The organism is Peribacillus alkalitolerans (genome assembly GCF_010882125.1).
GTDB classification, from domain to species: domain Bacteria; phylum Bacillota; class Bacilli; order Bacillales; family DSM-1321; genus Bacillus_BN; species Bacillus_BN alkalitolerans.
This window is the reverse complement of sequence record NZ_JAAGVZ010000008.1, coordinates 21,851-39,866: the sequence shown is the minus strand read 5'-3', so window position 1 is coordinate 39,866 and position 18,016 is coordinate 21,851. Positions and strand designations below refer to the sequence as shown.

Sequence of the window (18,016 nt, the reverse complement as noted above, 5' to 3'; positions counted from 1 at the left end):
AAACTTTATTCTCAATTTTATAATAAATTCTGAAAACCAGCTATGCGTTGAGAGTAAAAAGAGAGATATGTCCTATATCGGCTGGTAGTTATTGGTACTAAAGTCCCTTTATTAATCTTGTTTAGCCATTAATAGAAGTGCAAGCATCGTACCAACCTAAACTATAATAGACAATAGTGTAACTTTAGTCACTGCAATTTTGAAAGATACCTGATATTATCTAAGTAGGGGTATGATGTTTGTAAAAATATAAAGCCGGTTATCTCAAAGATTCAGAGATACCGGCTTTTTCAATCTATATTACATATTTCAGCTGGACAGTTTTCACAATCGATTTCCGTTTTTAAATATTCAAGATCATGAATAGTAATGATACCTTTTTCAATGGAAATTATTTTTTGTTTACGAAGATCACTTAGCATCCGATTTGCTACTTCTCGAGATGTGCCACAAAAATTGGCTAACTCTTGATTCGTTAGTGGGAGTTTAATAACAATTCCATCATCTGTTTTTTCCCCGTAACTATTAGTTAGTCTAATTAGCGTTGAATAAAGAGCGCCTTTTTTACCGTGAAGAAGGAGGTCTCGAAACTTCGTTTGCGTTTTACGGTATTGAGTTGCCATCCACTTTAAAAACTCGACCGCTACAGATCCATCAATTGAGAGTCTCTCTTCTAAATCATCCTTCAAGATAACCGCAGCTTCTCCGTCCTCAAGGATTTTTGCACTCATCATATATTTAGAACAAGTAGAAAATAAAATCATTTCTCCCACAATATCTCCCTTAGAACAAATACGAAGGGTCAATTCTCTTCCATCAGGTATGATCTTACTAATTTGTACTTTTCCACTCATGATAATGAATAATTCGTTTGCAGCAGTGCCCTCCTGAAATAAGTAAGTCCCTTTTTCCAGTTTTTTGACATGATGCATCGATTTAAGGATTTCTTGTAGTTCAGTAGAAATGTTATTCATTGATTCAAACATTAAAAAACCACCTTTTGAGGTTCAGTAGGCATTAGCTATCTTTGATTTAATAAGAAATTAGGCTGACAGTCAACTGGAAAATGTATTTTTTTACAGTATATAGATTGCTTACTATTTTCATGTATATCTGAAAAATGAAAATAAATTTATAAAAATACAATTGATTTTATTTTTATGCAGTTTTATAATGAGAGAAATTAATATGATATGAGACATATAGGGGGAGACTTCATGAAAGCTGCCATTATTGGAGCGACAGGATATAGCGGACTAGAGTTGGTACGACTGATACAGAACCATCCTTTTTTCTCTATTGGCTCCTTAAATACATCATCAAGTCCGGGAACGTCAATCAATGAAGGATATCCACATTTAGCTAATATTGAATACATTTTGCAAGACATACAACCAGAAAAAATCGCAAAGGAAAGTGATTTGGTTTTCTTAGCCACTCCGAGTGGTGTCTCATCCCAATTGACACCCATTTTTATGGAATTAGGATTGAAGGTCATTGATCTGTCCGGTGATTTACGGCTAAAGGATTCAGATCAATATACAAGATGGTATAAGAAAACACCTGTATCAAATCATGTGTTGGAAGAGGCAGTATACGGTTTGACTGAGTGGAACAAGGAGCAAATTGCAAAAGCAAAAATCCTTGCAAACCCAGGATGTTACCCTACTGCTACACTCCTTGGATTGGCTCCATTACTGAAGGAAGGCTGGACAGATGGTGAAGATTTAATCATCGATGCCAAATCTGGGGCTTCAGGTGCGGGAAGGACAGCACAAACATCAACCTTATACAGTGAAATCAATGAAAATATGAAAATATATAAAGTACATGAACATCAACATATTCCAGAGATTGAACAGCAAATTAAATCTTGGCTTCCTGGTGCCTCTTCGATTGATTTCAGTACCCATTTAGTCCCCATGACCAGAGGGATTATGTCGACTATGTATGTCAAGGCGAATCAAGACATTACGACTAAACAATTGATAGAACTATACCAGGAAACGTATATTAATTGTCCTTTTATCAGGATAGGCAGGGAAACTATCTTCCCATGCACCAAACAGGTTTATGGCTCGAATTACTGTGATATAGGGATTGCATTAAATGAAAGAACAAATAGGATTACCATTGTTTCAGTCATTGACAACTTATTAAAAGGCGCGGCTGGGCAGGCTGTACAAAATGCGAATGTAATGTATGGATTAAGTGAAACGGAAGGCTTGAAGCATATGCCTTTGTTTCCTTGATGAGAAATTAGGGGGTAAGTATGGAGACCGTAAAACAAAGGATACAAGAATTTGAAAATGGAACGATATTGAGTGTTCCTGGATTTAAGGCTGCAGGAGTACATGCTGGACTGCGTTATGCCAAGAAGGATGTAGGTGTCATTTTATCTGAAAAACCTGCAGCAAGTGCGGCCGTTTTTACTACGAATGTTTTTCAAGCAGCACCCCTTTCAGTTACAAAGGATAGCCTTAGCCATGGAAGAACTATCCAAGCGATTATCGTGAACAGTGCTTGCGCGAATGCCTGTACAGGGGAGCAAGGAATGGCAGATGCTTATGAGATGCGTAAGATGGCAGCAAGTCATCTTCAAGTAAAGGAACACCATGTTGCTGTGGCTTCTACGGGTGTCATCGGTGAGTATATGAAAATGGATAAAATTCAATACGGTATTAACCTATTAAATCCGTCAGGTGATTCTGAGAGCGCTAAAGCTTTTCAAACAGCGATTTTGACAACTGATACAGTGATTAAAGGTTGTGCATACCAAGCAGAAATTGGAGGAAAGCTTGTCACGATGGGTGGGGCTGCAAAAGGATCAGGAATGATTCACCCGAATATGGCTACAATGCTTGGGTTTATTACAACGGATGCTGCCATTGATTCAATCTCCTTGCAACATGCCCTTTCAAAAGTGACAAACGAAACTTTTAATCAAATCACAGTGGATGGTGATACGTCAACGAACGATATGGTAATGGTGCTTGCTAACGGGTATGCAGGACATGACATGTTGACACCTGAACATAAGGATTGGGATTGCTTCGTAGAGTTATTAAAAGCGGTTAGCGAAGATTTAGCAAAAAAAATCGCCAAAGACGGTGAGGGTGCAACCAAGTTAATAGAGGTTCAAGTAACAGGTGCAAAGGGTAAAATGGATGCACAAAAGATTGCTAAGACAATAGTAGGCAGTAATCTAGTCAAATCGGCGATGTACGGTGCTGATGCGAACTGGGGAAGAATAATTGGTGCGATGGGCCGAAGCGGAGTGTTATTCGACCCAGATCAAGTGGATATCTCTTTTGGTAATATCGTCGTTTTAAATAGCGGTCAACCTGTAGCATTTTCTGAACAAGAAGCACAGCAATATTTACAAAACAATGCGATCACGATTCATGTAAAGATGAACGAAGGAAAGGAATCCGGCATAGCATGGGGCTGTGATCTTACGTATGACTATGTGAAAATAAACGCAAGCTATCGAAGTTAGGAGGGGGAGTATGGCCACTTATGTCATTAAGCTTGGGGGCAGCATTATCCATGATCTAACACCAGATTTTTTTACTAGTCTTCAAGAATTAAAGAGGAATGGTCATCAGCTTGTATTTGTACATGGTGGTGGCCCAGACATTTCAGCAATGTTGGATAAAATGGGTGTCCAAGCGGAGTTTTCCAATGGTCTTAGAGTTACGACAAAGGAAGTTATGGAAGTTGTTGAGCTGATGCTGGCGGGGAAAACGAATCGGTTACTGACTTCTCTACTAGATCAAAATGACATTCCTTCTATTGGACTGAATGGAAGTGATGCTAATTTTCTAACAGGTGAGTTTGTGGATTATCCTGTATTAGGTTATGTAGGGACCATAACAAATGTAGAAATAAAAAGGCTTATGATGGTAATAAAGGAAGGCTGGACACCTGTAATTTCTCCAATTGCGATTACATCTACAGGGCAAAAGCTCAATGTAAATGCTGATATGGCTGCAGGTGCAATCGCACAAGCGATCAAGGCTGATGCTCTTCTTTTTGTAACAGATGTCCAAGGGGTAATAAAGGATGGTCAGTTACTCCATTCCTTAAGTGAACATCAAGTGATGGAGTTCATTAATGAAGGAATAATATACGGTGGTATGATTCCAAAGGTCAAGACCGCTTTAAAAGCGACTGAAATAGGTGTAAATGAAGTCGTGATTGTTAGCGGTACAAATGAGTTTTTTGAAAATGGTTGCTTGGTAGGTACTTCATTTACAAAAGGAGAGAATATAACAATATGAATCAAGCGCTCTTCCCAACTTACCAAAGATGGGATATTCGACCAAAGAAAGGAATCGGAAGCTGGCTATATTCGGAAGCTGGTAAGGAATATTTGGACTTCACTTCAGGAATTGGGGTTACAAGCCTCGGACATTGCAATCCTGAGGTTACGAAAGCCGTGTATGATCAATTAGAGCAATATTGGCATACATCTAATTTATTTACACTTACCATCCAGGAACAGGTAGCCCGACATTTAACGGAAGTTTCCCAATTAAATCATGTGTTTTTTTGTAATAGTGGAGCAGAAGCAAACGAAGCGGCGATAAAATTGGCTAAAAAAGCAACTGGAAGAAAGAAAATCATCTCCTGTTTAGGATCATTTCACGGTCGAACGTATGCAACGATGGGAGCGACTGGCCAAGAAAAAGTTAGGGTTGGATATGGACCAATGCTTGAGGAGTTTGATTATATTCCATTTAATGATGTTAAAAGTGTCTCGGAAAAAATCGACGGTAATACTGCTGCAATTATGCTTGAGGTGGTCCAAGGCGAGGGTGGAATCCATCCAGTATCTCAAGAGTATTTAACGGAGATTCAAGAAGTGGCAAAGAAAAATGGAACTTTAATCATCGTGGATGAAATACAAACTGGGATAGGAAGAACAGGAACAGCGTTCGCTTATCAACATTTTGATATTTCACCAGACATCATTACAGTGGCAAAAGCGTTAGGAAACGGGTTACCAATTGGCGCTATGATTGGAAAGGCGGAATTGGAAGGATATTTCGGACCAGGGAGTCATGGATCGACTTTTGGTGGGAATCCTGTTAGCCTAGCAGCCTGCAAGGCTACGTTAGACATTATTTTTCAACCGGATTTTTTAGAGTTAGTAGGGGAAAAAGGACACTATTTGAAAAGCCAATTACAGAAAAAGCTCGCTAATTCTAAGCATGTTAAAAATATTAGAGGCATGGGTCTAATGATTGGAATAGAAATAGATTGTGAAGCAAACCCATTTTTAATGCAATTACAGCAGGAAGGCATTTTGACATTACTGGCAGGGCCTAATGTTTTACGGTTATTGCCTCCCCTTACTGTCACCCAGCAAGAAATGGATATTGCGATTAAGCGAATCTGCCAGACGATTAATTCATAAATAGGTATATTTTTTTAATAATGAATGCATAAAAATACTTAAAAGTTAATAAAAATGCAAAAGATGAGGTGAGGAAATGAAAGGATATATTCATTTACAAAGTGGAGAAACATTTACTGGTAAATGGATTACGACCGCTCCTAAATCGAATGTCCAAGGAGAAGTCGTATTTTATACAGGAATGACAGGTTATCAAGAGGTACTGACAGATCCCTCTTATAAAAACCAAATCGTAGTGTTCACCTATCCTCTGATTGGAAATTATGGCATCAATGAGAGTGACTTTGAAAGCCAGATTCCACATGTTGCAGGGGTAATAGTTTACGAAAGTGCCATGGCACACTCTCATTATCAAGCAAAGCACTCTCTAAAGGAGTATCTTGAAAAATGGAATATTCCCATGTTAGGACATATCGATACACGTGCCATTGTGAAAAGAATTCGTTCTCATGGAACAATGCCAGCAGTTATGGATTCTTCGAAGGAATGGAATTCTTGTGGGAACGAGTCTATACAGAAAAATTTAGTGGAACAAGTCAGTAATGTGGAACCTACAAAATTTGATGGAAAAGGTCCACACATTGTCATGATTGATTTCGGATACAAAAAATCGATTTTAACATCACTTTTAGAACGTGGTTGCCAAGTAACTGTCGTTCCATTTCATACGACTTATAAAAAGATTGAATCCATGAAACCAGACGGTGTTCTTTTAACGAACGGTCCCGGAGATCCAAAGGACCTACATGGGATATTACCAAACTTAAAACAAATTATCACAACGTATCCAACGATGGGGATTTGCCTTGGGCATCAACTGACCGCTTTGGCCTTTGGAGGAAATACCGAAAAGCTATTATTTGGCCACCGTGGTGCTAATCAACCAGTTGTGGATGTGTTAACGAAGAAAGTCTTCATGACTTCGCAAAATCATAGCTATATGGTGGAAGAAGGAAGCTTAAAAGGAACAGGTCTATATGTTCGATTCAAGAATGTGAATGATCAATCAGTTGAAGGCCTTTCTCATGAGTCATTGCCTATATTGACTGCACAGTTCCACCCAGAGGCACATCCAGGTCCAGCCGAAAGTGCAAAATTATTTGAAGAATTCATAAATCTGGTACGTTACGGAATCGGGAGAGAGAAAGTATATGCCTAAAGATACTACCATACAAACGATATTAGTCATCGGTTCTGGCCCGATTGTGATTGGGCAGGCAGCTGAATTTGATTACGCAGGAACACAGGCATGTCTAGCTTTAAAAGAGGAAGGATATACAGTCATCTTAGTGAATAACAATCCTGCCACTATTATGACGGATGAAATGCATGCAGACGTTGTTTATTTTGAACCACTAACGGTTGATTCGTTGCGAAAAATCATAGAAAAGGAAAAGCCGGATGGAGTATTAGCTACATTGGGTGGGCAAACCGGTTTAAACCTTGCTTATGCTCTTGATGATGCAGGAATCCTTAAAAAACATGATGTGAAACTGCTTGGGACACCAATCGAATCCATAAAAAATGGTGAAGACCGTGAATTGTTCCGACAGCTCATGTATACGATAGCGGAACCCGTCCCTGAAAGCAAAATTGTCCATTCTTTAGACGAGTCGATTACTTTTGCCCTTGAGATTGGCTTTCCGATAATTGTTCGACCTGCTTATACAATGGGAGGGACAGGTGGAGGAATCGCTTCATGTATGCAGGAGCTAAAGGAACTAGTTAGAGGTGGACTCCAAGAAAGCCCAATCAGTCAATGTCTAATTGAAAAAAGTATTGCAGGGTTTAAAGAGATCGAATATGAAGTCATGAGAGATGGTAAAGGCACGTGCATCACCATATGCAATATGGAAAATATCGACCCTGTTGGAATCCATACAGGAGATTCGATTGTGGTTGCTCCATCCCAGACGTTATCTGACGAAGAATATCAAATGCTAAGAGCGGCATCTATAAAAATCATTTCCTCATTAGGCATCATCGGAGGCTGTAATATACAATTCGCGCTTGATCCAAAGAGCAAGCAATATTACTTGATTGAAGTCAACCCAAGGGTAAGCCGTTCATCAGCACTTGCTTCAAAGGCAACAGGGTACCCAATCGCAAGGATTGCTACGAAGCTGGCTGTGGGGTATAGGTTGGATGAGTTGATGAATCCAGTGACGGAAAGTACATTTGCAAGCTTTGAGCCTTCTTTGGATTATGTAGTCGTCAAGTTTCCAAGATGGCCATTTGATAAATTTCCTCAGGCAACGAGAAAACTAGGAACTCAAATGAAAGCCACTGGTGAAGTCATGGCACTGGAGCGTAATTTAGAAGCTGCGATCCAGAAAGCCGTTCATTCCCTTGAATTGAAGGTCGAAGGACTTTATTTACCAAGCTTGGAGCAATATGAAGAGCAAGAGCTTTTTGTTAAATTGCAAAATACAGATGATGAACGATTTTTTGTTTTATTAGAATTACTTCGAAGAGGAATCACTATTCAAAAACTACATGAGCTAACGAAAATTGACCTGTTTTTCCTATCCAGCTTTTCTCTATTAATGGAGATGGAAAAAAGGATTCAAGAAACTTCTTTTGTGAACGTATCAGAAGAATTTTTGAAAAATGTAAAAGAAAAAGGCTTTTCTGATGCATACCTAGCACACATTTGGAAAGTGCCTGAAATAGAAGTCCGCCAAAAGCGTAAGGACTGCAACGTGATGGCAGTTTATAAAACCGTAGATACATGTGCCGCAGAATTTGTTTCTCATACAAGATATTATTACTCCTCTTATTTTGGAGAAAATGAACAAACACAATCTGTAAAGAAAAAAGTTTTAGTGATTGGAAGTGGACCAATCAGAATCGGTCAAGGAATTGAATTTGATTATTGCTCAGTACATGGAGTATTCGCCCTTCATAGTGAAGGAATCGAAACCATCATGATTAATAACAATCCAGAAACGGTAAGCACTGATTTTGCCACTGCTGATAAATTGTATTTTGAGCCACTAACCTTTGAACATGTAGTGAATGTGATGGAAGCCGAAGGAATCACCGATGTGATTGTCCAATTCGGAGGTCAGACGGCGATCAATTTGGCAAAAAGGCTAGAAGAATACGGCGCAAAGCTACTTGGAACCTCGTATGATGTTTTGGACCAACTTGAAGACCGAGACCGTTTTTATTCATTACTTCGAAAGCTCGGTATTCCCCATGTACAGGGCAGCATTGCGAATAACCAAAACGAGTTATTCCAAAACGTTGAGGAGATTGGATTTCCTATTTTACTCCGTCCGTCATATGTCATTGGTGGCAGGGGAATGGAGATTTATAAGGATTTTGAATCTTTGAATAATAGCATAGTCGCAAGAAAGGATATGGTATACCCAATCTTAATTGACCGCTATTTGCCAGGAAAAGAAGCGGAATTAGATTTAGTGACAGATGGTGTGCAAATTCTTGTGCCGACGATTTCGGAACATATCGAGAAGGCTGGTGTGCACTCAGGTGACAGTATGTCGATTATGCCAGCAAAGAGTCTTTCTGAAGATGTGCAAAATCAGATGGTAACCTATGCGATGAAATTGGTACAGGAATTACAGTATAAAGGTTTAATGAACATTCAGTTTGTTATAGATGGTGATCATGTATATGTGTTGGAGGTAAATCCTCGAGCAAGTCGAACCATTCCAATCATCAGCAAAATAACGGATACACCAATGGTACAAATTGCGACAAAAATATTGCTTGGGAAATATAAATTGTCGGAATTAGTAGAAACCACAGGTCTTATTGATGCTCTTCCTTATTCAGTAATTAAATATCCAGTCTTTTCGACCTTTGCATTAAATGGGCTTGACCCAAAAGTAGGTCCAGAAATGAAGTCGACAGGTGAGGGAATTGCTATTGGAAAGGATGTAGAGGATTCACTTTTTAAAGCGTTTCATTACCTAGGAAGACAGGGAAAGCAAGGTGCTTTTCAAGTCTTTGTAGATCCTAAAGTCCACATAAGTGAAAAGATTTCTCAGGAGTGCAAATCCGTAGGTATCGAACTGGTTTATTTGGAAGACTTCGATCAATGGGTAAAAAGCGAGCAAGCTTTGGCCATCCTTTCTTATGGTATTAATGGAGAAACCTTAAGATTAAAGGGATCGAAATACAGACTATTCACATTTACAGAAGAAGAAACGTTTTTGGCGTTCTTATTGTCTAAAAAAGTGCTTCAATGGGAGGTTACTCCATTACAAGCATGGCTATCAAGTAGAAAAGAGGGTGCATTGAAATGAATGTAATGAAAGAGGTTAAGAAAACAAACATCATTCAACAAAAAGATTTCTTGAGTATCCAAGACATGACAAAAGATAAGATTGAATCACTGTTAGATCTAGCTAAACAAATAAAACGAAAATTTATGCTGGATGAAGCATATGCTCCCCTTAAAGGAAAAACATTAGGGATGATTTTTGAGAAATCTTCGACTAGAACACGTGTATCCTTTGAAGTAGGGATGCTACAGTTAGGCGGACACGCATTATTTTTAAGTGGCAAAGAACTGCAAATTGGACGTGGAGAAACCATTTCCGACACTGCCCAAGTCCTATCACAGTATCTGGATGGAATAATGATTCGCACGTTTGAACATCAGAAAGTTGAAGAATTGGCGAAGTACTCTTCCATCCCTGTTATCAATGGACTTACGGACTATGATCATCCTTGCCAGGCACTTGCAGACCTTTTGACGATTCAAGAAATCAAGGGGGAATTAAAGGGGTTAAAGCTTGCGTATGTTGGGGACGGTAACAATATGGCCCATGCCTTAATGTTAGCAGCAGCGAAAACTGGTATGGACTTTGCGATCGCTTGCCCTAAAGGATATGAACCTAATGAAGAAGTTGTGAAACTTTCCAAAGAAGCATGCCAAATTAGTGGCGGAACCATTCTTACTACAGACAATCCAATCGAAGCTGTAAAGGAAGCTGATATCATTTATTCAGATGTATGGACTAGCATGGGGCAGGAGCTAGAGAACGAAATGCGATTGAAAGCGTTCGAGGGATATCAAATTAATGAAGATCTTGTAAAGCACGCAAAGCTGGATTATATCTTCATGCATTGCCTTCCAGCTCATAGAGAAGAAGAAGTATCGAGCAGCGTTATTGACGGAGCACATTCTGTAATCTTTCATCAAGCTGGCAACAGATTACATGCACAGAAAGCCTTGCTTGTAGATTTGATGAGTTAGTATTTAAGAGCGATTATTTGATCGCTCTTTTCTTTTATGCTGTTTTCGTGCAATCAACGGGCAAACAATACAACAATCTATGCAAAAGAGACTTTCTCTTTTAGATCTAATTTGGACTCATTGAAAAATGACGTTAGGTCATAATAATAGGGAACGAAAAGGAGGGATATAAAATGGGTCAATCACATCAGTTTAGATCAGGTCAAAAAGCACCAAACAATGGCTATTATGTTGAAGTAGGGGATACAAACAGCAATGTTAATAACCCTAAGAAAATCAAGTTAAAAGCTGGAGATCCGTTCCCAGAGACTTCAAACGATAAGCGCCATTGGACCTACCAGCCAAAAGTGTAAATAAAGATGTACGCCTCTAGATTCAGATTTTAGATTAAATGTAATAAAAAAAGGATGCTTAAAAGTTCATTTTTATTGAACTTCAAGCATCCTTTTTTCTTTTAGGACAATATAATAGAAAAAAGGGTAACTAGCTAATGTGCGTAGTCACCCTTGAAGGCTATTCCAATTCTTAGTGATGCGAGTGCTCCACTGGCTCGTTTGGAATTAAAAAGCTAAGTACAGAAATCAATACAAATACTACAACTGCTAATGTAGTGCCTGTTGTGAAGGAATAATGAACTCCACTCATGGAACTAACTACGTATGTAAGCATTTGAACTAATAAAAACGTCCAGAAAAAGGTCATTACGAATCTCATGTTTTCACCTCTTTGTTTAACAATCCTTTATATAGTACCATACTTTTCATTTAATGAAAACGCTTTTTAATCTTAAATTGCCCTTATTAATAAAAACCATGTAGGGAACAATTTTATAATTTGATTAGGCTAATACGCTTTCGCAAAACCAATATTTTCATACATTGAATTGAGAATCAGAGAAAGGGGACAGAAATGATGCAGCGTACATTTCTAATGGACAGCCAATGGAATATTGTCTATTATCCAGAAAAACCAAATGGCTTTTCTGTCTTTCTCATTGGCGATCGAGAGCATTATGTAGAAGAGAAAAATAGTTTTTGGGACCAGCATCCTAGCCGGATTAAACTGATAGAATCAATGAAGAATCAAGGGTATACCGCTTTTTCTTCACATTTGTACGGAAAACATTGGGGAAGTGAACGAGCTTTTCAATTATCGAAGCAATTATATTACATGATCATGAAAAGTGAAATATTGAATGATAAAATCCATATTTACACAGAGGGCATGGGAGCCATATTGGCCCTTCGTATCATGAAAGAATGGCCTGAAAAAGTTCGATCCGCTGTCTTTATTAATCCTTGCCTATCCTTAGAAACAAAGCTCGTTAACGAAAAGGAGAAAAAGTTTTTTTATAAACGGTTTTTAAGAGAATTGGAAAATGCACATGGTGCCCAAGATTCTGAAAGAAGTAGGATATTAGATGAAAATTCAACCTTTGAATATAAAACTTCCATACCAATCAAGGTTATTCACATACTTGGTCATCAAGGAGATGATCAATCGCATCTTTATAAAAATATCAAGCCCGATAAAGAATCAGGAGCCGTTGTCGAACTTCAATACCTTTTTGCGGAACAAAGATTTAAACTAGCTCGTCAAGCTGTTTCATTTTTTCAACAATTTGAGCAAGAACTATAGGATTCCATATATTTTTCAAAAGTGGTGCATACGATACAACAAAGCGATTGGGTTCGTATCCTAGTTGGATAGTCCAAACTTTGGAAATATGAGCGGACCAAAATATCGGGGGATGCTATGAAAAAACATATGGTCTTAGGTTGTTATCGGTTTGTAGGGTACCATTTATGTGATTTTTTATTAGAAACTGGAGATGAGGTCATTGGAGTAGATTGGAAATCAGATATGGTCGAGGATGAAAGGGAGGAAAAAGCCCTTTCATTTGGCCGTAATGCTAATTTTACTTTTCATTCCATAGACGATGAATTTGAAGTTAAAGCCGAATGGGTCATTCACATTCCATACTATGATTTCGGTAATATCCAGAATGATATTTTAATCAAGATTAATGATATCGTTGAGGAATCCCGTCTTGAAGGCTGTTTAGTAATCGAACTATATCCATATGGCGTACAATTAGTGGATGAGGCAGGGAAAATTAGGCTAATATCACCTACAATTTATGGACCTTGGCAGCCTAGTGGCGAATTGATTCAGAGCCTCTTAACAAATGAAGCTATATCTTCCCCAGGAAATGGAATGGTTAATGATGCATTATATGTACGTGATCTTGTTGAAGAATGGCCAAATATCCTAGAGTTGAAATCAGACGTATATGAACTAGTCAGCGACTTGGACTATCATTTAAAATCCTGCTTGGAATTAGCGAATAACAAAGAGGAAATCATTTTACAAGAGAAGCGAAATATAAAACACAAAAAATACGAAATTAAAGTTAAAACAAAACCAGAAGAGGGAATTTACAAACAGAAAAAGCATATGGAATTGCAAAAAAAATTACAGGAATGGAAGAAGAAATAGTGGATCAGGTTGAGTTTCTTTTCAATAGAACATTCCAGAAGTAAAATAGATTAAAGTATTTCTTTTGAAAATGTGAGTTGAAAGGGTTGCTGCATGTAGATGGTCTTTAAGAAAATTGCGCTCGTTTTTCTAATATGCCTAACCATGGTTGGCTGTAATTCGAATGGAGCAGCCAGCCAATTAAAAAATGTTGGCTTATTAGTCCCTGAAACGGTAAATGATCAAGTATGGGGGACGAAAGGATATATAGGTTTGCTAAGTATCCAATCTGAATTGGGTAAGATGGGTCGATATTCCAAAACCCTGAAGCAATGGTAGATACTTTCTTCGTTCAAGATTGGGACAATGTCGAGAAAACACTGCTTTTGACTGATGAATTAATTAAACATGAAAATGATGTTGTTTATCCTGCAGGAGATGGATATAATGTCCATGTTATAGAGCGTATGAAAGAAAAAGGCTTATATGTGATTGGGTATGTGTCTAAACAGTCGGATTTGGGTGAAACCACAGTATTGACTAGCACCGTCCAACATGTGGATAAGCTTTACCTACATGCTGCTGAATTATTTAATCAGGGTAAGCTAGAGACAGGAAACCTTGTTTTTGACTTTCAGGATGATGTAATTTCCATGGGGAAATATAGTCCTGTGGTGGGAAAGTCCTTCCAAGAAAAAATGAGTGGATGGATTGATCACTAAAAAAACAGGTAAACTTCCTATTAGCTGATTAAGAATGTTCAAAGGAGGGGTGAAAGATGGAAGGAAATCAAAATATGCAATTTATGCAAATCGCAATGAAATATTTTCCTGAAGCAAAAGCAAAGTTGGATGAAGCAGGGATCCAATTATCTATGGATGTCCTGCCAACGTTTATGGACTTATTTACAAAAGTCATGCAAGAGGCATATGACTTAGGTAAGCAAGATGCACAAAAGGAATAGAGTAAGCGTACATATGTAGTTAGCTGCCATCGGCAGCTTTTTATTTTTTCTTTAATAAGCCTTCCACTAATGGCTGGACCTTTTGTATGCTTGGTTTTAACTGTGAGTAGGCTTGCATGAGAGTTTCGGCATGCGCTATCAATTGGTCAAGGTCAATTCCACCTTGAGTGACTTGTTGTTCTTCTATTTGTCTTTTTGAGCCAAACATAAGGCGATCCAAATTTGAATCGCTACGCATTGGTTTCTTTGGGTTTAAGAACATATTTTTCTTCCTTTCGTTAGTTAGATACATATCCTACAGTATGAGTGGACAAATCTATATGGTATGGATTTTTGTCCTATTGGGATAGAATTACTCAAGGAACAATTCTAAGTCAGTATTAACATCATAAAAGTATAAAGTTCTTGAAAGAAAAAAATTTTTTCGTTAGAATTAGTACCAAGTCATAAAGTTTGGTAATAAAAAATAGTGTCTTAAGAGAATGGAATGTTTTATTATAAATAGAAAAGGGGCTACCGATTATGAATGCAGGGATATTAGGAGTAGGCCGTTGTTTACCTGAGAGAATCATGACCAATTTTGATTTTGAAAAAATATTGGATACTTCAGATGAATGGATTCGTACTAGGACTGGAATAGAAGAGAGAAGGATTGCTGGGGATGATATGAATACATCTGATATGGCATACGAAGCAGCCTTGAAAGCAATCGAAAATGCAGGTATTACTGCTGAGGATTTAGATTTAATCCTAGTGGCGACTGTAACGCCTGACCAACCTTTCCCAACCGTATCATGCATGATTCAAGAACGATTGGGAGCAAAAAAAGCTGCAGCTATGGATCTGAGCGCCGCATGTTCCGGGTTTATGTATGGGGCAGTAACAGCAGCTCAATTCATCCAATCAGGGGTCTATAAAAATATTTTAGTGGTTGGTGTTGAGAAACTCTCTAAAATCACGGATTGGAATGATCGTAATACAGCAGTGCTGTTCGGCGATGGTGCAGGTGCTGTGGTAATTGGACCTGTATCAGAAGGAAAAGGAATCCTATCTTTCGAATTAGGAGCTGACGGTTCAGGAGGGAAACACCTCTATCAAGATAAAAACCTACACATGAACGGCAGAGAAGTGTTCAAGTTTGCTGTTCGACAAATGGGGGAATCTTGCATTGAAGTGTTAAATAAGGCAGGATTAAATAAAGAAGATGTTGATTTCCTTATTCCGCACCAAGCAAATGTCAGGATAATGGAAGCGGCTAGAGAACGTCTTGAACTACCGATAGAGAAAATGTCAAAAACGATTCATAAATATGGAAATAATTCTGCAGCATCTATCCCGATTGCAATGGTGGAAGAACTAGAAGCTGGCAAGATTAAAGATGGCGATCTAATCGTTATGGTTGGTTTTGGTGCAGGCCTTACTTGGGGTGCAATTGCATTAAGATGGGGAAGATAACTCTAAGTTAATTTGTTATTATCACATATATTTTTGAAATCCGTTGTTACCTAATATAACGAATGAGTGCAAAGGAGAAATAAAATGAAACGTAGAGTAGTAGTGACAGGACTAGGTGCTGTGACACCAGTCGGAAATGATGTAAGTACTTCTTGGGAAAATATCTTGCAAGGAAAGACAGGAATTGGTCCTTTAACACGATTGAATGCCGATGAATATCCGGCAAAAGTCGCAGCAGAAGTAAAGGATTTTAATATTGAAGAGTACGTCGATAAAAAAGAAGCTAGAAAAATGGACCGTTTCACCCATTACGCTGTTGCTGCATCGCATATGGCTGTAAAAGATGCAAACCTTGAAATCACAGATGAAATCGCTCCTCGAGTTGGTGTGTGGATTGGTTCTGGGATCGGTGGAATGGAAACATTCGAAGCACAATATGAAACGTTCTTAAATAGAGGGTACCGAAGAGTAAGTCCTTTCTTCGTGCCAATGATGATTCCAGATATGGCGACTGGTCAAGTTTCAATCATGCTAGGAGCTAAAGGATTTAATTCATGTACGGTTACTGCATGTGCGACAGGAACAAATTCAATCGGAGACGCGTTTAAAGTCATTCAACGTGGAGATGCCGATGTAATGGTAACGGGTGGAGCAGAGGCGCCAATTACAAAAATGTCAGTAGCTGGTTTCTGTGCAAATACTGCACTTTCAACAAACACGGATCCTAATACTGCCAGCCGTCCATTCGATGCAAACCGTGATGGGTTTGTAATTGGTGAAGGTGCTGGAATCGTGGTTCTAGAAGAATTAGAGCATGCATTAGCCCGTGGATCGAAGATCTATGCGGAAATCGTTGGCTACGGTGCAACAGGAGATGCCCATCATATCACGGCGCCAGCACCAGGAGGAGAAGGTGGAGCGCGTGCGATGAACATGGCTTTGAATGATGCAGAATTGAAAGCGGAAGATATCCAATATATCAATGCCCACGGAACTAGCACACCTTATAATGATAAGTTTGAAACAATGGCAATCAAAGAAGTATTCGGAGATCACGCATATAAGTTGGCAGTAAGCTCAACTAAGTCCATGACTGGGCATCTGCTAGGGGCAGCAGGTGGAGTGGAAGCGATTTTCACGATTTTATCCATTAAAGAAAATGTGTTACCACCTACCATGAACCTTGAGACACCAGATCCGGATTGTGACTTGGATTATGTTGCAAATGCCTCCAGAAAGCAGGAAGTATCAGCTGCAATGAGTAACTCTCTAGGATTTGGCGGGCACAACGCTACAATCGTATTTAAAAAATATCAATAATAGTTAATGAAACGAAGGCCTATAGATGGTCTTCGTTTTTTTTATTTAGAGTAATGAACATCCTTTGAGTAGGTTCACCACGGTACGAAAAATATCCTCATATTTTTCTATATCCACCACTAGCCTAAGGTTATAGCACACATATCGGATTCCTTTATGGAGAAATTTTCTACTTATTGAATCTAAAAATCTAAATATAGAAATAATTGGTATTTGGACTTTCGAAACAGGTACAAGCATATAATCCAATGTATGCCCGTTCGACAGGTTCCACTACCCTCTTCTTTGCATAGACTATTTCAACAAATATTCATCAAAGAGGTGACGGAAGTGGGGTAGTGGATACGAAGGTTTGGTTGGAAAAGCATGTAGACAATCCATTGGAGATAACTAAATTACTATTGAAAGCATTTCAAGAAGATGATGTTGAAAAGCTTCATCAATACTTGCAATTTCAAGGGATGTTTAGAGGCGGTAAAAAATCAGAAGAAGATTTTAATAAAATGATAGAACGCTCATTGTGGACGGAAGCTGAAAAAATTTATCAGAAATACAAATCACAATGGGATGGTGTAGACATACCGATTTATCTGTTCCCCATCAAAGGTGGGTCATTATTTTTCCGTGGCCAACGAAAGTCGGGAATTGCTTTTAATGACAAAATGATCCTTTTTATTTCACCGAATGTAGAAATCAAAGAATTAGAGGCTTTAATGGTCCATGAATATCATCATGTAAATCGCCTCAAAAAAATGACAAAACCAGCAAAAGAGCTGACGTTGATGGATTCATTAATTATGGAAGGATTGGCTGAATATACCGTAAACCAACTTCTTGGAGAACAGTATACGGCAAACTGGACTACTATATATGAAGAAAGTGAAATAATTAAGCTATGGAAAAAGTATATTGAAGAAAATTTGACTATTACAAAAAAAGAAAAGAAGCATGAATCCATCATGTATGGAAAAAATGGATTTCCACCATTGCTAGGATATTGTATTGGTTATCATTTAGTAAAAGAATATTATTCACTCCATCGTTATTCTACTAAAACATCGTTTTCGATGTCTTCAGACATCTTTCGAAATACTTACAAAAATAATCTGACAAAACCTTGATAAATCAAGGTTTTGTATTTTTAAAT

Annotated in this window: 19 protein-coding genes; 16 read left to right on the top strand and 3 right to left on the bottom strand. The window is 38.3% G+C overall.

Going from position 1 to position 18,016, the window contains the following annotated elements:
* Positions 1 to 290: 290 nt before the first annotated feature.
* Positions 291 to 974 carry a Crp/Fnr family transcriptional regulator gene (locus G3O09_RS11315; protein ID WP_163101748.1) on the bottom strand — a complete coding sequence of 228 codons (684 nt, stop codon included), beginning with the start codon at positions 972 to 974 and terminating at the stop codon, positions 291 to 293.
* Between the two features lie 243 nt (positions 975 to 1,217).
* Between G3O09_RS11315 and argC the strand changes: the two genes are divergently transcribed.
* From argC to G3O09_RS11275, 8 genes are all read left to right on the top strand, one after another.
* Positions 1,218 to 2,252 (top strand): N-acetyl-gamma-glutamyl-phosphate reductase, encoded by a 1,035-nt coding sequence (gene argC / locus G3O09_RS11310; RefSeq protein WP_163101600.1) that lies wholly within the window; start codon positions 1,218 to 1,220, stop codon positions 2,250 to 2,252.
* Positions 2,253 to 2,272: 20 nt separating this feature from the next.
* Complete coding sequence (argJ, locus tag G3O09_RS11305; protein WP_163101599.1) at positions 2,273 to 3,499, top strand: bifunctional ornithine acetyltransferase/N-acetylglutamate synthase; 1,227 nt, start codon at positions 2,273 to 2,275, stop codon at positions 3,497 to 3,499.
* A gap of 10 nt (positions 3,500 to 3,509) precedes the next feature.
* Positions 3,510 to 4,283, top strand: coding sequence for an acetylglutamate kinase (argB, locus tag G3O09_RS11300; protein WP_163101598.1), 774 nt, complete (start codon positions 3,510 to 3,512; stop codon positions 4,281 to 4,283).
* On the top strand, positions 4,280 to 5,422 hold the full coding sequence (locus G3O09_RS11295) for an acetylornithine transaminase (protein WP_163101597.1): 1,143 nt from the start codon (positions 4,280 to 4,282) through the stop codon (positions 5,420 to 5,422). The genes argB and G3O09_RS11295 overlap by 4 nt, the downstream gene beginning before the upstream one ends.
* A gap of 76 nt (positions 5,423 to 5,498) precedes the next feature.
* Positions 5,499 to 6,581: a carbamoyl phosphate synthase small subunit gene (locus G3O09_RS11290; RefSeq protein ID WP_163101596.1), complete on the top strand. Its 1,083-nt coding sequence runs from the start codon at positions 5,499 to 5,501 to the stop codon at positions 6,579 to 6,581.
* Complete coding sequence (locus tag G3O09_RS11285; RefSeq protein WP_163101595.1) at positions 6,574 to 9,696, top strand: carbamoyl phosphate synthase large subunit; 3,123 nt, start codon at positions 6,574 to 6,576, stop codon at positions 9,694 to 9,696. Before G3O09_RS11290 ends, G3O09_RS11285 begins: the two co-directional genes overlap by 8 nt.
* 5 nt (positions 9,697 to 9,701) lie before the next feature.
* Complete coding sequence (gene argF / locus G3O09_RS11280; protein WP_420850339.1) at positions 9,702 to 10,652, top strand: ornithine carbamoyltransferase; 951 nt, start codon at positions 9,702 to 9,704, stop codon at positions 10,650 to 10,652.
* Positions 10,653 to 10,825: 173 nt separating this feature from the next.
* Positions 10,826 to 11,005: a YjzC family protein gene (locus tag G3O09_RS11275; protein WP_163101593.1), complete on the top strand. Its 180-nt coding sequence runs from the start codon at positions 10,826 to 10,828 to the stop codon at positions 11,003 to 11,005.
* A 172-nt stretch (positions 11,006 to 11,177) separates the two neighbouring features.
* Here G3O09_RS11275 and G3O09_RS11270 read toward each other — a convergent pair whose 3' ends face one another.
* Positions 11,178 to 11,366, bottom strand: a complete 189-nt coding sequence (locus G3O09_RS11270) for a YjzD family protein (protein ID WP_163101592.1) — start codon at positions 11,364 to 11,366, stop codon at positions 11,178 to 11,180.
* Between the two features lie 195 nt (positions 11,367 to 11,561).
* Between G3O09_RS11270 and G3O09_RS11265 the strand changes: the two genes are divergently transcribed.
* From G3O09_RS11265 to G3O09_RS11250, 5 genes are all read left to right on the top strand, one after another.
* Positions 11,562 to 12,290 carry a hydrolase gene (locus G3O09_RS11265; protein WP_163101591.1) on the top strand — a complete coding sequence of 243 codons (729 nt, stop codon included), beginning with the start codon at positions 11,562 to 11,564 and terminating at the stop codon, positions 12,288 to 12,290.
* Positions 12,291 to 12,407: 117 nt separating this feature from the next.
* The gene (locus G3O09_RS11260) at positions 12,408 to 13,151 is read left to right on the top strand and encodes an NAD(P)-dependent oxidoreductase (RefSeq protein ID WP_163101590.1); all 744 of its coding nucleotides are present in this window, start codon (positions 12,408 to 12,410) and stop codon (positions 13,149 to 13,151) included.
* Between the two features lie 99 nt (positions 13,152 to 13,250).
* Positions 13,251 to 13,469 carry a hypothetical protein gene (locus tag G3O09_RS22500; RefSeq protein WP_240338411.1) on the top strand — a complete coding sequence of 73 codons (219 nt, stop codon included), beginning with the start codon at positions 13,251 to 13,253 and terminating at the stop codon, positions 13,467 to 13,469.
* Positions 13,463 to 13,852 (top strand): BMP family ABC transporter substrate-binding protein, encoded by a 390-nt coding sequence (locus tag G3O09_RS22495; RefSeq protein ID WP_240338410.1) that lies wholly within the window; start codon positions 13,463 to 13,465, stop codon positions 13,850 to 13,852. The genes G3O09_RS22500 and G3O09_RS22495 overlap by 7 nt, the downstream gene beginning before the upstream one ends.
* Positions 13,853 to 13,908: 56 nt before the next feature.
* Positions 13,909 to 14,094: a ComZ family protein gene (locus G3O09_RS11250; RefSeq protein WP_163101589.1), complete on the top strand. Its 186-nt coding sequence runs from the start codon at positions 13,909 to 13,911 to the stop codon at positions 14,092 to 14,094.
* A gap of 40 nt (positions 14,095 to 14,134) precedes the next feature.
* On the opposite strand, the gene G3O09_RS11245 is transcribed toward G3O09_RS11250, so the two are convergent.
* Positions 14,135 to 14,356: a hypothetical protein gene (locus tag G3O09_RS11245; protein WP_163101588.1), complete on the bottom strand. Its 222-nt coding sequence runs from the start codon at positions 14,354 to 14,356 to the stop codon at positions 14,135 to 14,137.
* A gap of 260 nt (positions 14,357 to 14,616) precedes the next feature.
* On the opposite strand from G3O09_RS11245, the gene G3O09_RS11240 reads away from it, so the two are divergent.
* The 3 genes from G3O09_RS11240 to G3O09_RS11230 all read left to right on the top strand — a co-directional run bounded on the left by G3O09_RS11240 (position 14,617) and on the right by G3O09_RS11230 (position 17,990).
* Positions 14,617 to 15,549: a beta-ketoacyl-ACP synthase III gene (locus tag G3O09_RS11240; protein WP_163101587.1), complete on the top strand. Its 933-nt coding sequence runs from the start codon at positions 14,617 to 14,619 to the stop codon at positions 15,547 to 15,549.
* Between the two features lie 84 nt (positions 15,550 to 15,633).
* Positions 15,634 to 16,869, top strand: coding sequence for a beta-ketoacyl-ACP synthase II (fabF, locus tag G3O09_RS11235; RefSeq protein WP_163101586.1), 1,236 nt, complete (start codon positions 15,634 to 15,636; stop codon positions 16,867 to 16,869).
* A 338-nt stretch (positions 16,870 to 17,207) separates the two neighbouring features.
* Entirely contained in the window at positions 17,208 to 17,990 is a 783-nt protein-coding gene (locus G3O09_RS11230; RefSeq protein ID WP_163101585.1) for a DUF2268 domain-containing putative Zn-dependent protease, read from the top strand.
* Positions 17,991 to 18,016: the final 26 nt, after the last annotated feature.

Excerpts from the sequence above, each read along its gene's own strand:
- G3O09_RS11240 (WP_163101587.1), top strand. The coding sequence starts at position 14,617 with ATGAATGCAGGGATATTAGGAGTAGGCCGTTGTTTACCTGAGAGAATC.
- G3O09_RS11260 (WP_163101590.1), top strand. The coding sequence starts at position 12,408 with ATGAAAAAACATATGGTCTTAGGTTGTTATCGGTTTGTAGGGTACCAT.
- G3O09_RS22500 (WP_240338411.1), top strand. The coding sequence starts at position 13,251 with ATGGTCTTTAAGAAAATTGCGCTCGTTTTTCTAATATGCCTAACCATG.
- G3O09_RS11250 (WP_163101589.1), top strand. The coding sequence starts at position 13,909 with ATGGAAGGAAATCAAAATATGCAATTTATGCAAATCGCAATGAAATAT.
- fabF (WP_163101586.1), top strand. The coding sequence starts at position 15,634 with ATGAAACGTAGAGTAGTAGTGACAGGACTAGGTGCTGTGACACCAGTC.
- argB (WP_163101598.1), top strand. The coding sequence starts at position 3,510 with ATGGCCACTTATGTCATTAAGCTTGGGGGCAGCATTATCCATGATCTA.
- argJ (WP_163101599.1), top strand. The coding sequence starts at position 2,273 with ATGGAGACCGTAAAACAAAGGATACAAGAATTTGAAAATGGAACGATA.
- G3O09_RS11245 (WP_163101588.1), bottom strand. The coding sequence starts at position 14,356 with ATGTTCTTAAACCCAAAGAAACCAATGCGTAGCGATTCAAATTTGGAT.
- G3O09_RS11285 (WP_163101595.1), top strand. The coding sequence starts at position 6,574 with ATGCCTAAAGATACTACCATACAAACGATATTAGTCATCGGTTCTGGC.
- G3O09_RS11290 (WP_163101596.1), top strand. The coding sequence starts at position 5,499 with ATGAAAGGATATATTCATTTACAAAGTGGAGAAACATTTACTGGTAAA.
- G3O09_RS11265 (WP_163101591.1), top strand. The coding sequence starts at position 11,562 with ATGATGCAGCGTACATTTCTAATGGACAGCCAATGGAATATTGTCTAT.
- G3O09_RS11315 (WP_163101748.1), bottom strand. The coding sequence starts at position 974 with ATGAATAACATTTCTACTGAACTACAAGAAATCCTTAAATCGATGCAT.
- G3O09_RS11295 (WP_163101597.1), top strand. The coding sequence starts at position 4,280 with ATGAATCAAGCGCTCTTCCCAACTTACCAAAGATGGGATATTCGACCA.
- argC (WP_163101600.1), top strand. The coding sequence starts at position 1,218 with ATGAAAGCTGCCATTATTGGAGCGACAGGATATAGCGGACTAGAGTTG.
- G3O09_RS11270 (WP_163101592.1), bottom strand. The coding sequence starts at position 11,366 with ATGAGATTCGTAATGACCTTTTTCTGGACGTTTTTATTAGTTCAAATG.
- argF (WP_420850339.1), top strand. The coding sequence starts at position 9,702 with ATGAAAGAGGTTAAGAAAACAAACATCATTCAACAAAAAGATTTCTTG.
- G3O09_RS22495 (WP_240338410.1), top strand. The coding sequence starts at position 13,463 with ATGGTAGATACTTTCTTCGTTCAAGATTGGGACAATGTCGAGAAAACA.
- G3O09_RS11275 (WP_163101593.1), top strand. The coding sequence starts at position 10,826 with ATGGGTCAATCACATCAGTTTAGATCAGGTCAAAAAGCACCAAACAAT.